This window comes from Pseudomonas sp. B14-6 (genome assembly GCF_013260315.1).
In the GTDB taxonomy this organism is placed as follows: Bacteria; Pseudomonadota; Gammaproteobacteria; order Pseudomonadales; family Pseudomonadaceae; genus Aquipseudomonas; species Aquipseudomonas mandelii.
In genome coordinates, this window is the sequence record NZ_CP053929.1 from 2,109,017 (window position 1) to 2,125,915 (window position 16,899).

The following is a 16,899-nucleotide window of genomic DNA, read 5'->3' on the forward strand; positions in this document are numbered from 1 at the left end:
AACAGCATCGTGATCAAATTGAAACTGGACAACGTGAACAAACAATTGGGCGGCGTGCGGATTCTTCGCGACGTTAGCCTGGAGATTGCTGCGGGTGAATTCGTGGTGTTCGTTGGCCCTTCTGGCTGCGGAAAGTCGACCCTGCTGCGACTGATTGCCGGACTGGATTCGATCTGCGGCGGCGACCTGCTGATCGACGGGCGACGGGTCAACGACCTGGAACCGCGCGAGCGTGGCGTCGGTATGGTGTTTCAGTCTTATGCGCTGTACCCGCACATGAGCGTCTACGACAACATCAGCTTTGGTCTCAAACTGGCCAAGACTGAAAAGAGCAGCCTGCGCGAGCGCGTGCTGAAAACAGCGCAAATCCTTCAGTTGGACAAACTGCTGCAACGCAAGCCAAAAGAACTGTCTGGAGGGCAGCGTCAGCGAGTGGCAATGGGCAGAGCCATGGCGCGCGAGCCGGACATTTTGTTGTTCGATGAGCCGCTCTCCAATCTGGATGCATCCTTGCGGGTGCAGATGCGCAACGAAATTGCCCGGCTGCATGATCGACTGGGCTCGACGATGATCTACGTCACTCACGATCAAGTGGAAGCGATGACCCTGGCCGACAAAATTGTTGTACTCAACGGCGGTCGCGTAGAGCAGGTCGGTTCACCGCGCGAACTCTATGAACGCCCGGCCAGCCGCTTTGTCGCCGGTTTTCTCGGTTCGCCCAGAATGAACTTTCTGACGGCGCGCCTGCATGCCCCGGGCGAAACCAGCCTGGTCGATACTCCCGTTTTGGGTATGACCTCCCTGCCCTTCGACAGCTCGAACCTGGCGGCAGACGCCCCGCTTAGCCTGGGAATTCGCCCGGAACACATGTCGCTCAAGGCGGCGCAGGGAACTGCCGGCGTCGTCGTTACCGCGGTCGAATACCTGGGCAGTGAAACCTATGTGCACCTGGATACAGGTCAGGACGAGCCACTGATCTGTCGTTGTGAAGTCAACGCCGGATGGCAGGCAGGCGATCGGGTCGAACTGCAGCTGGACTTCGACAACCTGCACCTGTTCGACGCCGACGGCGCGGCCTTGAGGCGCCACCCACAAGTCATTGAAACCCTGCCGGATGACGTCTCTCCACGCTCAGTCCGAGCAGGCGCCCTATGACCTTATCTTTGAATACCATGAGCGATCCAATGTCTTCGTCCCTTGACCTTGCGCAGCGCGCACTGGGAGACAGCCTGTCTCGCGTCATCCAGGATTATCGACCCGGTTATCATATTTCCCCGCCGGCAGGCTGGATGAACGACCCTAATGGGGTAGTGTACTTTCGTGGCGAATATCACGTTTTCTATCAGCACCACCCCTTCGACGCGAAATGGGGCCCGATGTATTGGGGCCACGCCAAGAGTGCCGATCTGGTTCATTGGCAGCACCTGCCCATTGCGCTGGCACCCGGCGATGACTTCGACCGTGACGGATGTTTTTCCGGTAGCGCAGTGGTGTGTGGAGACACCTTGGCACTGATCTACACCGGACACACCTGGCTGAGGGAAGTGGGTGATGAACGCTTGATCCGACAAGTCCAGTGCCTGGCCACCAGCATCGACGGCATCCGGTTCGTCAAGCATGGCGCAGTCATCGAGACCGCGCCGCAAGACACTATCATGCACTTTCGTGACCCCAAGGTATGGAAGGAGGATGACTATTGGTACCTCATTGTCGGCGCACGTCTGGGCGATATGCCGCTGCTTCCGCTGTACCGTTCCACGGATCTGCATACTTGGGAGTTCCTTGATTATGTGTCCAGCGGCAGCGAGGGCGATGGCTATATGTGGGAGTGCCCGGATCTGTTTCGACTGAACGGACGCGATGTGCTGCTGTACTCCCCCCAAGGCATGCTACCCCATGGTTACGAACGGCTTAACAAGTTCCAGACTGGTTACCGAGTGGGCCGACTCGACAACGAGTGGAACTTCACCGGCGGGCCTTTTATCGAGTTGGATAACGGCCACGATTTCTATGCAGCGCAGACGCTATTGGCCGCCGATGGTCGACGCCTCGTGTGGGCGTGGCTCGACATGTGGGAAAGCCCGATGCCGAGCCAGGCCCATCACTGGTGCGGCATGCTCGGATTGCCACGCGAACTTGAACTGTGCGCAGATCGCCTTTTCGTGTATCCGGCACGGGAGCTCACCGCTCTGCGAATGACGCAATTGCCTGGTACGTCGTGGTGGGAGGAGTCGGGAACCCGGTGGGTGCCGGAAGTGAATGGCGATATGCTCGAAATCCATGTGCATCTGGATTTGTTCGGGTGCACCGACGGCCACTTGGGAGTCGCCTTGCGTTGCAGCGACGATGGCCGTGAAGAAACCCTGCTCTACTACGATGCATCACTGAATCGCCTGGTGCTTGACCGCAGCCGCTCGGGTGCGCAAGTCACAGGCCAGCGCAGCGTATCGATAGACCCGATACAAGAGCGACTGGAACTGCGCGTGTTCCTCGATCGCTCGTCCATCGAGGTGTTCGACGAAAACGGACGTTTCAGCCTCAGCAGTCGCCTCTATCCGCGGCCCGACAGTCTGGGCGTGAAGCTGCTAGCAAGCGGGAGTGGCGGGCGTGTCTCGATTCCCAAGGCATGGCCTCTCGACTCGGGATGGCTATGAGCGGCGTCATTCGGGTCGCGAGAAGCGCGGGCCATGTGTCATGATTCTGCGTCAACCTGACCGGCCTCACTTCGCATGACTTCAGTGAAAGACGTTGCACAGCTGGCCGGCGTATCCCTGATGACGGTTTCTCGAGCGCTCAACACTCCGGAAAAACTGAGCCCCGAAACTCTTCTGCGGGTGCGTCGTGCCATTGATGAACTGCAATTCGTACCGAGCCTGTCGGCACGCAAGATGCGCGGCGACAACCTCCAGTCGCGAACCATCGGTGTGTTCGCGCTGGACACCGCGACCACACCATTCGCGGTCGAGCTGCTGCTGTCCATCGAGCAGACCGCGCAGCAAGCCGGCTGGAATGTATTTATCCTCAACCTGTTAAGCAACCCGCCCACCGACCAGAACATCGACCTGATGCTATCGCACCGTCCGGACGGCTTGATCTTCAGCGCCATGGGGTTTCGCCAGGTGTGCATTCCCGAGCGATTGAAGAGCAAACCCCTGGTGCTCGCCAATTGCCTGGCAGATGACAGCCGTCTCGTCAGCTATGTACCAGACGACGAAATGGGGCAGTATCGGGCCGTACACCACGCGTTGAACCTCGGCTATAAGCGCCCTCTGTGTATCAATCTGCCAAAACAAAGTCTGGCCTGGGGCCTGCGACAAAAAGGCATGCAGCGTGCCTGTCAGGCATTCGGACTGGCGCCTGACGCGCTCCTGCAATACGACCTTTCCGATCATGATGCCTATTGTGAAACAGCAGCTATCCTCGACCGGCACGTCATTGATGGTCGTCCCCAATTTGATATTCTGATCTGCGGCAATGACCGCATTGCCTTTTGTGCCTATCAGCTGTTGTTGGGCCGTGGCCTGAAAATTCCCAACGATGTCGCCGTGCTCGGCTACGACAATATGATCGGTATTGCGGAGCTGTTTATCCCGCCGCTGACCACGGTGCAACTGCCGTACTACGAGATCGGTCGCAAGGCTGCACGGCACCTGATAGAGACCCTCGACGTATCGGGAGCCCAGCCAGTTGATTGTCCATTGGTGGTTAGGGCATCGCTATAAGATTTAGTTAATTCGGTGATAGCGCCCCCGCTTGCTTTCGATTTGCCACTGGCCTGTCACCGACCACTTATGGCCCAAAGTGTGCTGCATTCCTGCACTCCAAGCCTACCCTTCCGCTGTTCCTCTGACTTTCGACGCACAACCTACAGTTACCGCGCCCGCAAGTGCGGTCACTCCGGAACGAATTGGCGGTAACTGGGATTCCAACCCTTGGGTCTGGGCGGTTCCGTTCAAGCAGTCGATTCCGTGATCGTCCCTATCGCCGCCCTCGCCTATATGGCCTGGCTCATCTACAAGGGGCCACGGGGATGAGTCGACGCCTAGCGTCTTCCTGCCAACACAAGAAATTGGTTTAGGACGATAAAGAACGGCGCGTTTGGTGCAGTTGATTGTGAAACAGAAGTGGAGGCCTTCGACGCGCTCATAGGGCTCGTTCAGGTATTCAGCGGTGGTATGAGCTCGATACAGCGACGTCGCCGTTCACTGGAAGAGGCCGAGAAACCCCAGATAAGAAGCTGATAGAAACATGCGCAGACGAAGGACCACTGGACGAAGATTGAAGAGAGGTATTTGACTCGAGCGTTCAAGGACGCCCGGGAGGCGGCAGACTGCTACAAGGGATGGAGGAGGAAAAGTTGCCGGACTTTCACAAAGTGCGAGTGCGCTGTCGCTGCACCTGTACAAGAAAGCCGGAAAGGATGGTCAAAAAATTGCGGGCCATGCGAGCGAGGGCATGACCAGAAACTACCAGCGGGACCACGAGGAAATCGTTTGGTCCGAAGCAATTCCGGACCTGAATATCAGCGAAATCACCGGGTAGTTTTGCGCGGGTTTTGCGCAGGCACAAAAAAGCCGATCTAGCTGATCGGCTTAAGCGTCTGATTTTACTCAGTAAATATGGTCGGGACGGAGTGATTCGAACACTCGACCCCTAGCACCCCATGCTAGTGCGCTACCGGACTGCGCTACGCCCCGACTAGGCGTGAAACTCGTTCCTCTTCTCGAAGAACGCTCAAGAATATATCGCAAGCTTTTGAAAACTGGAAGTATTCAAATGCAGGAAATTATTTCTTGAGGACAACCAACACATCTTCCAACTCAGCAATCATCTGCCGAATCATCTGTTTGTATTGGGTGGTGTCGTCTTTGGCCTCATCGCCGGACAAACGCAAGCGCGCGCCGCCGATGGTGAACCCTTGATCATAAAGAAGCGCGCGGATCTGCCGGATCATCAGCACGTCTTGTCGCTGATAATACCGGCGGTTTCCGCGGCGTTTGACGGGGTTGAGTTGAGGAAACTCCTGCTCCCAATAGCGCAGCACGTGCGGTTTTACCGCACACAGCTCGCTGACTTCACCAATGGTGAAGTAGCGTTTGCCTGGGATGACGGGTAGCTCGTCGTTATGACTTGGTTCCAGCATAAGCCTCAACTCGGGCCTTCAACTTCTGCCCTGGACGAAAGGTGACCACACGGCGAGCCGTGATCGGGATTTCTTCACCCGTTTTCGGATTGCGGCCAGGCCGCTGGCGTTTGTCCCGAAGGTCGAAATTGCCGAAACCGGACAATTTGACTTGTTCGTTGTCTTCAAGAGCGTGCCTGATTTCTTCAAAAAACAGTTCGACCAATTCCTTGGCCTCCCGTTTATTCAGGCCCAGCTCTTCATACAGACGTTCCGCCATCTCAGCTTTCGTCAGAGCCCCCATACGTCACTTCCTTAACGTGGCGTTCAACCTTTGTTCGAGCGAGGTGAGGATGTTTTGCGTCGTGGTATTCACCTCATCGTCATTAAGAGTGCGCGATGGATGCTGCCAGGTCAAGCCGACTGCAAGGCTTTTTCTATCAGGATCAATGCCTTTACCCTGATACACGTCAAATAGCCTGAGGTCTGTGAGCCATTCGCCTGCATTTTCACGGATTACATCCAGTACGGCACTGGCCGCAACGTCTGTGGACGCAATCAGTGCCAGGTCACGACGCACTTCAGGAAAGCGTGATAACTCCTGGAATTTTGGCATTTTTCCCAATGCCACTTCGGCCAGAACCAGCTCGAAGACGAAAACCGGACGGTCGAGACCGAGGGTTTTTGACAATTCAGGGTGGATAGCGCCGACGAACCCAACCAGGCGACCTTCTCGTTCGATGCGCGCGGTTTGACCCGGGTGCAACGCAGGGTGTTTGCCCGGCACGAAAGTGAACGAATCCAGTGCACCGGCAAAGCCCAGCACCGCTTCCACGTCGGCTTTGACGTCGAAGAAATCCACGACATCGCGACCCTGAGCCCAGCCTTCCGGCAGACGGCTACCGCAAACAACACCCGCAATCATCGGCTCTTGCTTCAGGCCTTCCAGCTGACCGACAAAACGCAGGCCGCTTTCGAACAGACGGACGCGATCCTGTTGACGGTTCAGGTTGTGCTGAAGTGCCTTGACCAGACCGGGCCACAAGGACGAGCGCATGGCCGCCATGTCATTCGAGATCGGGTTGGCCAGCAGCAGCGGCTCGACACCCGGATTAAACAACTCGAATTGTTTCGGATCGATGAAACTGTAGGTGATCGCTTCCTGATAACCACGCGCCACCAGCAGGCGACGCAGTTCAGGCAGATCGCTACGCGCTTCGGCTTTGGCTTGCGGTGCCAGGCGAGCTTGCGGGTAGCGAACCGGCAGACGGTTGTAGCCGTACAGACGGGCCAGCTCTTCGATCAGATCGACTTCCAGGCTGATGTCGAAGCGGTGGCTTGGCACTTCAACGCGCCACTGCCCCGCTCCATCTGCAGCAATCTTCAGGCCCAGGCCGCTGAGCAGACGCTCGACTTCGGCCGACTCCATTTCCATGCCCAGCATCTGAGTGATGCGCTGCGCACGCAGGGTGACCGGAGCAATCTTCGGCAGGTGCTGTTCGCTGACGGTTTCGATGATCGGGCCAGCTTCGCCGCCAGTGATTTCCAACAGCAGGCCAGTGGCGCGCTCCATGGCTTCACGGGCCAATTGCCAATCCACGCCACGCTCGTAGCGATGCGAAGCATCAGTGTGCAGGCCATAAGAACGGGCCTTGCCAGCGACGGCAATCTGATCGAAGAACGCACTTTCCAGGAATACATCACGCGTGGTCGCGGTGTTGACGCCACTGTGCTCGCCCCCCATGACGCCGGCGATGGCCAAGGCGCGGGTATGGTCGGCAATCACCAGCGTATCGCTACGCAGGCTGACTTCCTGGCCGTCGAGCAGTACCAGCTTCTCGCCTTCTTCGGCCATGCGCACGCGGATGCCGCCATTGATTTCAGCGAGATCGAACGCGTGCAGCGGCTGACCCAGTTCAAGCATCACGTAGTTGGTGATGTCCACGGCCGCGTCGATGCTGCGCACGTCGCCACGACGCAAGCGCTCGACCATCCACAGCGGCGTAGGCTTGGACAGATCGACGTTACGGATCACACGACCCAGGTAACGCGGGCAAGCGGCTGGCGCCAGCACTTCGATCGATCGCACTTCGTCATGCACGGCGGGCACGACAGCCACCACCGGACGGGTGACTTCAGCGTCATACAGCGCGCCGACTTCACGGGCCAGACCGGCCAGGGACAGGCAATCGCCGCGGTTCGGGGTCAGGTCAACCTCGATGCTGGCATCGTCCAGGCTCAGGTACTCGCGAATATCCAGACCGACCGGCGCATCCGCCGGCAATTCCATCAGGCCATCGTTGCCTTCGCCGACTTGCAGCTCGGCTTGCGAGCACAGCATGCCGTTGGACTCAACGCCACGCAGCTTGGCTTTCTTGATTTTGAAGTCGCCTGGCAGTTCGGCACCGATCATGGCGAACGGGATCTTCAGGCCAGGGCGCACGTTTGGCGCTCCGCACACAACCTGGAAGGTTTCCGAGCCATTGCTGACCTGGCAAACGCGCAACTTGTCGGCGTCCGGGTGCTGCTCGGTGCTCAGCACCTCGCCCACGACCACGCCACTGAATTCACCGGCGGCCGGCGTAACGCTATCGACCTCAAGACCGGCCATCGACAGACGAGCAACCAGCTCGTCGCGACTTACCTGCGGGCTTACCCAGCCACGCAGCCATTGTTCACTGAATTTCATCCTGCTCTCCTAAGAATTCGTTACGACTAGCGAAATTGCGCGAGGAACCGCAAGTCGTTGTCGAAGAACAGACGCAAGTCATTCACGCCGTAACGCAGCATGGCCAGACGCTCAACGCCGATGCCGAAGGCAAAGCCCGAAAACTCTTCCGGGTCGATTCCGGACATGCGCAGCACGTTCGGGTGAACCATCCCGCAGCCCATGACTTCCAGCCAGCCCGTCTGTTTGCAGACGCGGCAGCCTTTGCCGCTGCACATCACGCATTCCATGTCGACTTCAGCGGACGGCTCGGTGAACGGGAAGTACGAAGGACGGAAACGCACGGCCAGCTCTTTTTCGAAGAACACGCGCAGGAACTCTTCGATGGTCCCTTTGAGGTCGGCGAAGTTGATGTCGCGGTCGACCAGCAGGCCTTCGACCTGGTGGAACATCGGCGAGTGGGTGATATCGGAGTCGCTACGGTACACACGGCCTGGGCAGACGATGCGGATCGGTGGTTGTTTCGATTCCATGGTGCGGACCTGTACCGGCGAGGTATGGGTGCGCAGCAACATGTTGGCATTGAAATAGAAAGTGTCATGCATCGACCGGGCCGGGTGATGGCCTGGGATGTTGAGCGCTTCGAAGTTGTGGTAGTCGTCTTCGACCTCAGGACCTTCGGCGATGCCGTAGCCAATGTGGGTGAAGAACTGTTCGATACGTTCCAGAGTACGAGTAACCGGATGCAGACCACCCGAGGTCTGGCCGCGGCCAGGCAGGGTCACGTCAATGGACTCGGCAGACAGTTTGGCGGCCAGATCGGCCTCTTCAAACAGCGCCTTGCGGGCATTGAGAACCTCTGTGACACGCTCCTTGGCAACGTTGATCAGGGCGCCGACTTGCGGACGCTCTTCTGCCGGCAAATTCCCCAGGGTCTTCATCACCTGAGTCAATTCACCCTTCTTGCCAAGGTAGTGAACCCGGATTTGCTCCAGGGCATTGATATCTTCAGCGCTTTGCACAGCCTCTAGTGCTTGAGAGACGAGCGCGTCCAGGTTTTCCATGTACAGACTCCAGATACAAAATAGGGGAAGAGCTTGAAGGCTCTTCCCCTATTTATGACGTTTAACACCTGGTCCCACAGAGGTGAGACCGGGTGACTGTCGGGGGTACTTAAGCCAAGGTGGCTTTAGCTTTCTCGACAATCGCAGCAAACGCCGCTTTTTCGTTCACTGCCAGATCAGCCAGAACCTTACGGTCGATCTCGATGGACGCTTTTTTCAGGCCGGCGATGAAACGGCTGTAGGACAGACCGTTGATACGTGCACCAGCGTTGATACGAGCGATCCACAGAGCGCGGAACTGACGTTTTTTCTGACGACGGTCACGGTAGGCGTATTGGCCTGCCTTGATTACCGCTTGCTTGGCAACACGGAATACGCGCGAGCGAGCGCCGTAGTAGCCTTTAGCAAGTTTCAGAATTTTTTTGTGACGTTTACGGGCAATGACGCCACGCTTTACACGAGCCATGAGTTACTTCCTCTATTCTTGACTAAAATTAACGAAGGCGCAGCATGCGCTCGACTTTTGCCACGTCAGACGGATGCAGCAAGCTGCTACCGCGCAGTTGACGCTTACGCTTGGTCGACATTTTAGTCAGGATGTGGCTCTTGAAAGCGTGCTTGTGCTTGATACCGTTAGCAGTTTTCAGAAACCGCTTAGCAGCACCACTTTTCGTTTTCATTTTTGGCATGTTCGGATACTCCGCATTCAGTTGATAAACATAATCAGAAGGCCTGCCGTGCCCTGATGATTACTTCTTCTTTTTCGGGGCGATGACCATGATCAGCTGGCGTCCTTCCATCTTAGGATGCTGTTCGACCGAACCGTACTCGAGCAAGTCACCTTCAACTCGCTTGAGGAGTTCCATCCCCAGCTCCTGGTGGGCCATCTCACGGCCGCGGAATCGCAAGGATACCTTGGCCCTGTCCCCATCACTCAGGAAACGTACCAGGTTGCGCAGTTTTACCTGGTAATCCCCTTCCTCCGTCCCTGGACGAAACTTGATTTCTTTAACCTGAATCTGCTTCTGGTTTTTCTTGGCCGCGGCAATCTGCTTCTTCTTCTCGAAGATCGATTTGCCGTAGTCCATCAGTTTGCAAACAGGGGGTACTGCATCGGCGGAAATTTCCACCAAATCCAGTTTGGCCTCTTCAGCCTTAAGAAGCGCGTCTTCAATTGACACAATCCCAAGCTGTTCACCTTCAGCCCCAATTAACCGAACCTCGCGTGCCGAGATATTCTCGTTGATCGGGGCTTTCGGTGCAGCTCGTTTATCTTGTCTCATTTCACGCTTAATAGTAATTACTCCGAATCTGGGCGACCACGCCGGGAAACCGCTTGCGCGAGAAACTCAGCGAACTGGGCGACGGGCATCGAGCCCAGGTCAGCACCTTCACGAGTACGCACAGCGACAGTCTGCATCTCGACTTCCCGATCTCCGATAACCAAGAGATAAGGAACCTTGAGCAAAGTATGCTCGCGGATTTTAAAGCCGATCTTTTCATTTCTCAAGTCAGACTTGGCACGAAATCCGCTTTCGTTGAGGGTTTTTTCGACCTCGGCGGCAAAATCGGCCTGTTTGTCAGTGATATTCATGATCACTGCCTGGGTCGGAGCCAGCCACGCAGGGAATGCACCCTCGTAGTGCTCGATCAGGATTCCGACGAAACGTTCGAAGGATCCGAGGATCGCCCGGTGCAACATCACCGGGTGCTTGCGACTGTTGTCTTCGGAGACGTATTCGGCTCCCAGACGGACAGGCAGGTTAAAATCGAGCTGAAGGGTACCACATTGCCAGACACGGCCGAGGCAATCTTTCAGCGAGAACTCGATCTTCGGACCGTAGAACGCACCTTCGCCCGGCTGCAAATCATAGGGCAAGCCAGCGCTATCAAGGGCTGCAGCCAGTGCAGCTTCGGCGCGATCCCACAGTTCGTCGGAACCGACGCGTTTTTCCGGACGAGTGGACAGCTTCATTTCGACGTCTTTAAAGCCGAAGTCGGCATAAACGTCCATGGTCAGCTTGATGAATGCAGCGGATTCGGCCTGCATCTGCTCTTCAGTACAGAAGATGTGAGCATCGTCCTGAGTGAAGGCGCGAACGCGCATGATGCCGTGCAGTGCACCCGACGGCTCGTTACGGTGACAGGCACCGAACTCGGCCAGACGCATCGGCAACTCGCGGTAGCTCTTCAGGCCTTGATTGAACACTTGCACATGGCAAGGGCAGTTCATCGGCTTGATCGCGTAGTCGCGGTTTTCCGACTGCGTGGTGAACATGTTGTCGGCGTAGTTGGCCCAGTGCCCGGATTTCTCCCACAGGCTGCGGTCAACGACTTGTGGAGTTTTGATCTCCAGATAGCCGTTGTCGCGCTGAACCTTGCGCATGTACTGCTCGAGCACTTGATACAAAGTCCAGCCGTTCGGGTGCCAGAACACCATGCCCGGCGACTCTTCCTGGGTATGAAACAGGCCCAGGCGCTTGCCGATCTTGCGGTGATCGCGCTTTTCAGCTTCTTCGATGCGCTGGATGTAAGCCGCCAGCTGCTTCTTGTCCGCCCAAGCGGTGCCGTAAACGCGCTGCAACTGCTCGTTCTTGGCATCGCCACGCCAGTAGGCGCCGGACAACTTGGTCAACTTGAAGGATTTCAGGAAGCGCGTATTCGGCACGTGCGGACCACGGCACATGTCGACGTATTCTTCGTGATAGTACAGGCCCATGGCCTGCTCGTTCGGCATGTCCTCGACCAGGCGCAGCTTGTAGTCTTCGCCACGGGCCTTGAACACTTCGATCACTTCGGCGCGCGGAGTGACTTTCTTGATCACGTCGTAATCTTTCTCGATCAGCTGCTGCATGCGCTGTTCGATGGCTGCCAGGTCGTCCGGAGTGAAAGGACGTTCGAAGGCAATGTCGTAATAGAAGCCTTCGTCGATGACCGGACCGATGACCATCTTGGCGGTCGGGTACAGCTGCTTGACCGCGTGGCCAACCAGGTGGGCGCAAGAGTGGCGAATGATCTCCAGCCCCTCTTCATCCTTTGGCGTAATGATTTGCAGCGTGGAATCGCTGTCGATGATGTCGCTGGCGTCGACCAGCTTGCCATTGACCTTGCCGGCCACGGTGGCCTTGGCCAGACCTGCACCAATGGATGCGGCGACCTCGGCTACGGAAACCGGGTGATCGAATGAACGTTGACTGCCGTCGGGAAGAGTAATAGTTGGCATGGCGCCTCCTCTCCTAGTGGTGACCCCTACCAAAGGTCACGTGGGTTGGGATGAGCCAGTACAAGATCCGATCCAGGCCATTCAATGACGAACGCCTGCCTTACAGCGGCAGGAGCCTTGCGGCCAACCGGAAAACCGAACCAGAGTGACTGGGATTCAAATCAGGGTTATTCGCGCCGTTGCCGCCACCGGGACTGAAGGTCATCCGGAGCCCGCAAAAGCCCGAGCGAGGCATGCTAGCACAGATGAACGGTCATCGATGCAACGAGGCTTATGCCGGGGCAAATCTCGCAATTTATGCCAGAGTGCTGAACTTGAACCCCGCTTTACCCCTCAGATAACAAGACATTGACCCACAAGGAGCATCCCAGCATGCGTCTGAATCGTTTGTTCGCAGTCGTCGCCCCCCTTGTTCTGCTGCTGCCATTGGCCGCCCATGCCGATTGGCCAAAGGGCGAGCGCGAAAAATACATGGCTCAGTGCACAGAAGCGGCCACTCCGCAGATTGGTGCGGCAGCAGCGAAGTCTCACTGCGCTTGCGGCGCTGATTCGATCAAGTCTTATCCGGCGGCTGATATCCAGGCATTGATGGACAATAAGGCCAGCCCGGAATTGCAGCAGAAAGCTCTGGGTCAGATAGCCAAATGCAAGGCCAATACACCGGCGAAGAAGTGACAAAAAAGTCCTTTTGACTCGGCTTATCGCTGATAAAAACCGCTGCATTTGAGCTTTTTCGTACAATTTATGCAGGTTTTACAGGTTTTTTTATCGTCTTTACTTTCGGCTGAAAGCCTTGTAAAACGGGGCTTTCAGCTACATCAAGCAGCAAACGGAACGCGACTGCACGGCAAACAGCACGTCCGGGGGGCTCCCAAAGCGAACATTTCGACTATGATACCCCGGTGTGCCCAGTTGGCCTGAGCAGCACAGCACTACTGAAAATATATGTTTCTTGGAGATACACCATGTCTAATCGCCAAACCGGCACCGTTAAATGGTTCAACGATGAAAAAGGCTTCGGCTTCATCACTCCTCAAGGTGGCGGTGACGACCTGTTCGTACACTTCAAAGCTATCGAAAGCGACGGTTTCAAAAGCCTGAAAGAAGGCCAAACCGTTTCCTTCGTGGCTGAGAAAGGCCAAAAGGGTATGCAAGCTGCACAAGTCCGCGCTGAGTAATTTTCAGCCGCACTAAAAAAACCCCGTCCATGTGACGGGGTTTTTTATGGGTGAAGCAAAGCCTGAAGCGATCAGCCGCAGTTGACGCGGGTGACCACCCGGCTGGCATCGGTGTTGAGGTTCAGACGATCGGAGCGGTATTCCAGCGTCACCATATCGCTAGGCGACAGGAACCGTGCGTTCTGTGCGCCTGCGCGGGTACGTGCCTGCTCCAACAGTGCGGGCGAAGCCGGTTTGCCGATGGCGAATTCGGCTGCCTTTGCCTCACAACGGCTGTGACCTGTGTCAGACGTCGCTACAGGGTCTGCCGCCGACTCGGAGGACGTGCTACTGCAACCAGCCAGCAAAGTGACGGCGAACAAAGTACCCAATGACGCGAGCTTCCAAGGCATGAAGCCTCCTTTTTTCCAATAGTTAAGCTGAGATCTTGCGACCGCCAATCCGGCATTTGGTTTCAAGGTGAGTGCCATCACTCTGCCCTGGAACCGCACGAGCGGCGAGTTTGCCTGAGCATCACCGCGCCGTTCATCACTCAATCGTGACTGAATATGAACAGCCCTCAATAGACGTCGATGTAATCGAACGGCGGGTTCGGCCAGTTCTCTTTCAGCGCATTGAAGATCTGCATGACCCAGACCTCATCGCTTGCTGCGACCAAGCCTACGTAACCGGAGCCCTTGGCCCACGTCTCCAGCCGAAACAATAGTCCGTTGATATCGGTGCCGCCCACAACACCCGATGAAATATAGGCAACGCCAGCCTTGGTCACCCGCAGTTGCGTATGCTCGTCATCACTGGCAGAAGCCAGTAACTGGTGCACCGCCTTGATGGTCAAGCCGTCGGGCGTGTTCAAATCGATCTGCACAGCACGGTCCTTGAAAATTCGTCAAAGACCAAGTGTCGCATAGCCCTCCTCTCATGCCTAAGTCGGAGTGCCAAACGCCGCGCAAAATGGTTAACTCGACACCCAGACTTTCCCGACTTCACGAGCGCCATCATGTCCACCATAAGCATCGACGCCAACATCACCGTCAAGTGGCCGCAGGGTCACAGCTCTTACAGCCCGGGCAGCCCGGAAGAGTTCGCAATCATTGGCATCGATCTATTGGTCAAGGAACTGGGAACTGAAGCGGCCAGGAAATTCATCGCGCAGATATTCGAAAAATACCCCGCCAGCTATATGGGCTTGACAGAGAACGAGCGGGCGTAAAACCCGCAGGCTGGCACCTGCGGGTGTGAAACTTACTTCAGACGAGCCAGACGCTGGGTCAGCAAGTCGAAGAAACCCTGGGCGTCGCCGCTTTCTACCCAGAATGCATTCTTCGGCGCTTTCAGGCCGTCATACCAGTCGACGATGGTTTGACCGAAGGTCGGGCCTTCGCGGCTATCAACGACCACATTGACCGAGCGACCGGTGAACAATTCAGGCTTGAGCAGGTAGGCGATGACGGTGGCGTCATGCACCGGGCCACCCGGAATGCCGTAGTGTTCCATGTCGCCTTTGACGTACTCATTGAGAATATCGCCCACCAGCTTGCTGGCGTTGTTGTTGATCGCTGCGATCTGCTTCAGGCGCGCCTCACTGGTGAGGATCTTGTGGGTCACGTCCAGCGGCAGATAGGTCAGCTTCACGCCGCTCTTGAGCACCACTTCCGCAGCCTGCGGGTCGGCGAACAGGTTGAACTCGGCCACAGGGGTGATGTTGCCGCCGTTGAAATGCGCCCCCCCCATGATCACCACTTCCTTGATGCCCTGAACGATTTCAGGTTCCTGGATCAGCGCCAGGGCCAGGTTGGTCTGTGGACCGAGCATGGCGATGGTGATGCTGTGAGGCTTGGCGGCCTTCAAAGTGTCGATCAGGTACTCGACCGCATTGCCTTCGGCCAGGCCTTTCTTCGGCTCGTGCACGGTGACGCCCGACAAGCCCTCCTTGCCATGGATGTTCTCGGCATAAATCGGTGTGCGCATCAACGGTTTCGGTGCGCCTGCGTAGACCGGCACCTCCTCGCGCCCCGCCCACTCACGGGCCAGTCGCGCATTTCGCGAAGTCTTGTCCAGTCGCACGTTGCCCGCGACGGTGGTCAGCGCACGGATATTCAATTCTTCCGGCGACGCCAACGCAAACAGCAAAGCGACGACGTCGTCGGCACCCGGGTCGGTGTCGATGATCAAATCGATCTTTTCCGCAGCCTGGACGCTTGTTGCAGTAATCAGGGACAAAAGCAGCAAACTCCGGAGCAGGTGGTGCAGTTTCTGAGCATAGCGGTGCATATCGCACTCCTTGTGCGTGGGGAAACAGATTGTGTACAGCGGGTCAGAAGGTCACCCCCGAGACCAGCACGATGTTGCAGTACGGCGCACATTCGCCGGTACGAACAATCGCTCGCGCCTGTCGACTGAGGACTTTGAATTGTTCATGGCTGAGCAGCTCACGCTGGCCCAGCGCGCCTTTGGCATTCAGCTCATCCAGAGAGCGCAAGGCGGGTGGTTGTTTGTCCAGAATTTCCTCGGCCAGCACATGGCGCTCAACCTGCATTTCGCTGAGCACGACGTTCAAGGTGCTGACGAAATCCGGAATACCCTGGGTCAGGGCCAGGTCGATCAGTTCGACGCCCGGCGGTACGGGCAGGCCGGCATCGCCGATCACGACCATGTCGCCGTGACCCAGGGAAGCGATCAGCCGAGACAGCGCGACGTTGAGCAAAGGTGTCTTTTTCATGGTGCTTTGTACGCATGTACTTCGGACAAGGTAGGAATCGAGGGTTGCGCGCCGGCACGGGTGACTGAAAGCGCCGCGGCTACCTGGCCGAAACGGATCGCTTCAGCTTCGGTTTTGCCGGACGCCAGCGCGGCAGCAAAACCGCCGACGAAGGTATCGCCGGCCGCCGTGGTATCGACAGCCTTCACCGTCGGTGCCGGGAAATGTTCGAAGCCTGTACCGTTGGCGAACATTGACCCTTGAGCACCCAGGGTGATGATGACCTTACCGGCACCCAGTGCGATCAATCGGGTTGCGGCGGTTTCGGCGGACGCAAGGGAGTCAACCGGCAAACCGCTCAGCGCCGAGGCCTCGCTTTCATTGGGAATCAGGTAATCGATGGACGCATACCAATCTGCTGGCAGCGGACGACTGGCCGGCGCCGGGTTGAGGATCACGATTTTGCCCAGCTCACGGCCGCGCTTGAGGGCGTGACCCACCGTGGCATCCGGCACTTCCAGCTGACAAATAATCACGTCCGCCGCCTGCAACACGGCATCGAACCGGTCGATCACCTGTGGCGTCAGCGCACCATTGGCACCGGCGACGATCACGATTGCGTTCTGGCTGTTGTCATCGACCACAATCAATGCCACGCCGCTGGAACCCTCGACAGTGCTGACGGCCTGGCAGTCGATCTGCTCGACCATCAGAGCCCCGCGCAGTTCTTCACCGTAAGCATCGCTGCCGACACAACCGACCATCGACACCTGCGCCCCCAGCCGCGCCGCAGCGACCGCCTGGTTCGCGCCCTTGCCGCCGGAAACCGTGGCAAACGACTGCCCGATCAGCGTCTCACCGCCACGGGGCAGCCGTGGAGCCCGGGTCACCAGGTCCATGTTCAGGCTGCCTATCACCACTACTTTTGCTGGCATACATCACTACT

At 57.2% G+C, this 16,899-nt stretch carries 19 protein-coding genes, 1 tRNA gene and 1 pseudogene; 7 read left to right on the forward strand and 14 right to left on the reverse strand.

Annotated elements, in window-relative coordinates; translation table 11 throughout:
- The first annotated feature begins 9 nt into the window (after nucleotides 1–9).
- From HP062_RS09530 to HP062_RS31040, 4 genes and pseudogenes are all read left to right on the forward strand, one after another.
- Nucleotides 10–1,155 (forward strand): ABC transporter ATP-binding protein, encoded by a 1,146-nt coding sequence (locus HP062_RS09530; RefSeq protein WP_172791331.1) that lies wholly within the window; start codon nucleotides 10–12, stop codon nucleotides 1,153–1,155.
- Nucleotides 1,152–2,654, forward strand: coding sequence for a sucrose-6-phosphate hydrolase (locus tag HP062_RS09535; protein ID WP_172791332.1), 1,503 nt, complete (start codon nucleotides 1,152–1,154; stop codon nucleotides 2,652–2,654). The genes HP062_RS09530 and HP062_RS09535 overlap by 4 nt, the downstream gene beginning before the upstream one ends.
- Nucleotides 2,655–2,729: 75 nt before the next feature.
- Nucleotides 2,730–3,722: a LacI family DNA-binding transcriptional regulator gene (locus HP062_RS09540; protein WP_154501260.1), complete on the forward strand. Its 993-nt coding sequence runs from the start codon at nucleotides 2,730–2,732 to the stop codon at nucleotides 3,720–3,722.
- 522 nt (nucleotides 3,723–4,244) lie between these two features.
- Nucleotides 4,245–4,542 (forward strand): annotated as a pseudogene (locus tag HP062_RS31040) (integrase); the annotation flags it as partial.
- A gap of 78 nt (nucleotides 4,543–4,620) precedes the next feature.
- On the opposite strand, the gene HP062_RS09545 reads toward HP062_RS31040, so the two are convergent.
- The 9 genes from HP062_RS09545 to thrS form a co-directional block, all read right to left on the reverse strand.
- A tRNA-Pro gene (locus HP062_RS09545) sits at nucleotides 4,621–4,697 on the reverse strand.
- Between the two features lie 89 nt (nucleotides 4,698–4,786).
- On the reverse strand, nucleotides 4,787–5,143 hold the full coding sequence (locus HP062_RS09550) for a MerR family transcriptional regulator (RefSeq protein ID WP_003179985.1): 357 nt from the start codon (nucleotides 5,141–5,143) through the stop codon (nucleotides 4,787–4,789).
- On the reverse strand, nucleotides 5,124–5,426 hold the full coding sequence (gene ihfA, locus HP062_RS09555; RefSeq protein WP_002553164.1) for an integration host factor subunit alpha: 303 nt from the start codon (nucleotides 5,424–5,426) through the stop codon (nucleotides 5,124–5,126). The genes HP062_RS09550 and ihfA overlap by 20 nt, the downstream gene beginning before the upstream one ends.
- Before the next feature lie 3 nt (nucleotides 5,427–5,429).
- Nucleotides 5,430–7,811, reverse strand: coding sequence for a phenylalanine--tRNA ligase subunit beta (gene pheT / locus HP062_RS09560; RefSeq protein WP_077748046.1), 2,382 nt, complete (start codon nucleotides 7,809–7,811; stop codon nucleotides 5,430–5,432).
- Between the two features lie 26 nt (nucleotides 7,812–7,837).
- Nucleotides 7,838–8,854, reverse strand: coding sequence for a phenylalanine--tRNA ligase subunit alpha (gene pheS / locus HP062_RS09565; protein WP_172791333.1), 1,017 nt, complete (start codon nucleotides 8,852–8,854; stop codon nucleotides 7,838–7,840).
- A gap of 109 nt (nucleotides 8,855–8,963) precedes the next feature.
- Complete coding sequence (gene rplT, locus HP062_RS09570; protein WP_007905879.1) at nucleotides 8,964–9,320, reverse strand: 50S ribosomal protein L20; 357 nt, start codon at nucleotides 9,318–9,320, stop codon at nucleotides 8,964–8,966.
- Between the two features lie 28 nt (nucleotides 9,321–9,348).
- Nucleotides 9,349–9,543 carry a 50S ribosomal protein L35 gene (gene rpmI, locus HP062_RS09575; protein WP_002553160.1) on the reverse strand — a complete coding sequence of 65 codons (195 nt, stop codon included), beginning with the start codon at nucleotides 9,541–9,543 and terminating at the stop codon, nucleotides 9,349–9,351.
- A gap of 60 nt (nucleotides 9,544–9,603) precedes the next feature.
- Nucleotides 9,604–10,155, reverse strand: a complete 552-nt coding sequence (gene infC, locus HP062_RS09580; RefSeq protein ID WP_169857083.1) for a translation initiation factor IF-3 — start codon at nucleotides 10,153–10,155, stop codon at nucleotides 9,604–9,606.
- Nucleotides 10,155–12,077 carry a threonine--tRNA ligase gene (gene thrS, locus HP062_RS09585; RefSeq protein WP_010455934.1) on the reverse strand — a complete coding sequence of 641 codons (1,923 nt, stop codon included), beginning with the start codon at nucleotides 12,075–12,077 and terminating at the stop codon, nucleotides 10,155–10,157. Before thrS ends, infC begins: the two co-directional genes overlap by 1 nt.
- A 372-nt stretch (nucleotides 12,078–12,449) precedes the next feature.
- Between thrS and HP062_RS09590 the strand changes: the two genes are divergently transcribed.
- Together HP062_RS09590 and HP062_RS09595 are read left to right on the forward strand one after the other, a co-directional pair.
- Entirely contained in the window at nucleotides 12,450–12,752 is a 303-nt protein-coding gene (locus tag HP062_RS09590; protein ID WP_172791334.1) for a hypothetical protein, read from the forward strand.
- 290 nt (nucleotides 12,753–13,042) lie between these two features.
- Nucleotides 13,043–13,255, forward strand: coding sequence for a cold-shock protein (locus HP062_RS09595; RefSeq protein WP_007905882.1), 213 nt, complete (start codon nucleotides 13,043–13,045; stop codon nucleotides 13,253–13,255).
- Between the two features lie 71 nt (nucleotides 13,256–13,326).
- On the opposite strand, the gene HP062_RS09600 is transcribed toward HP062_RS09595, so the two are convergent.
- Both HP062_RS09600 and HP062_RS09605 read right to left on the reverse strand, forming a co-directional pair.
- On the reverse strand, nucleotides 13,327–13,647 hold the full coding sequence (locus HP062_RS09600) for an I78 family peptidase inhibitor (protein WP_010455938.1): 321 nt from the start codon (nucleotides 13,645–13,647) through the stop codon (nucleotides 13,327–13,329).
- A 167-nt stretch (nucleotides 13,648–13,814) separates the two neighbouring features.
- Nucleotides 13,815–14,120, reverse strand: coding sequence for a hypothetical protein (locus HP062_RS09605; protein WP_172791335.1), 306 nt, complete (start codon nucleotides 14,118–14,120; stop codon nucleotides 13,815–13,817).
- A 132-nt stretch (nucleotides 14,121–14,252) separates the two neighbouring features.
- Here HP062_RS09605 and HP062_RS09610 point away from each other — a divergent pair, with 132 nt between their 5' ends.
- The gene (locus tag HP062_RS09610; protein ID WP_172791336.1) at nucleotides 14,253–14,465 is read left to right on the forward strand and encodes a hypothetical protein; all 213 of its coding nucleotides are present in this window, start codon (nucleotides 14,253–14,255) and stop codon (nucleotides 14,463–14,465) included.
- 32 nt (nucleotides 14,466–14,497) lie between these two features.
- Here the strand turns inward: HP062_RS09610 and HP062_RS09615 are convergent, their stop codons facing one another.
- The 3 genes from HP062_RS09615 to rbsK are packed head-to-tail and all read right to left on the reverse strand — an operon-like array spanning nucleotide 14,498 to nucleotide 16,888.
- Complete coding sequence (locus tag HP062_RS09615; RefSeq protein WP_102595447.1) at nucleotides 14,498–15,526, reverse strand: nucleoside hydrolase; 1,029 nt, start codon at nucleotides 15,524–15,526, stop codon at nucleotides 14,498–14,500.
- A gap of 43 nt (nucleotides 15,527–15,569) precedes the next feature.
- Entirely contained in the window at nucleotides 15,570–15,974 is a 405-nt protein-coding gene (rbsD, locus tag HP062_RS09620) for a D-ribose pyranase (RefSeq protein WP_102595446.1), read from the reverse strand.
- Nucleotides 15,971–16,888, reverse strand: a complete 918-nt coding sequence (gene rbsK / locus HP062_RS09625) for a ribokinase (RefSeq protein ID WP_172791337.1) — start codon at nucleotides 16,886–16,888, stop codon at nucleotides 15,971–15,973. The genes rbsD and rbsK overlap by 4 nt, the downstream gene beginning before the upstream one ends.
- Nucleotides 16,889–16,899: the final 11 nt, after the last annotated feature.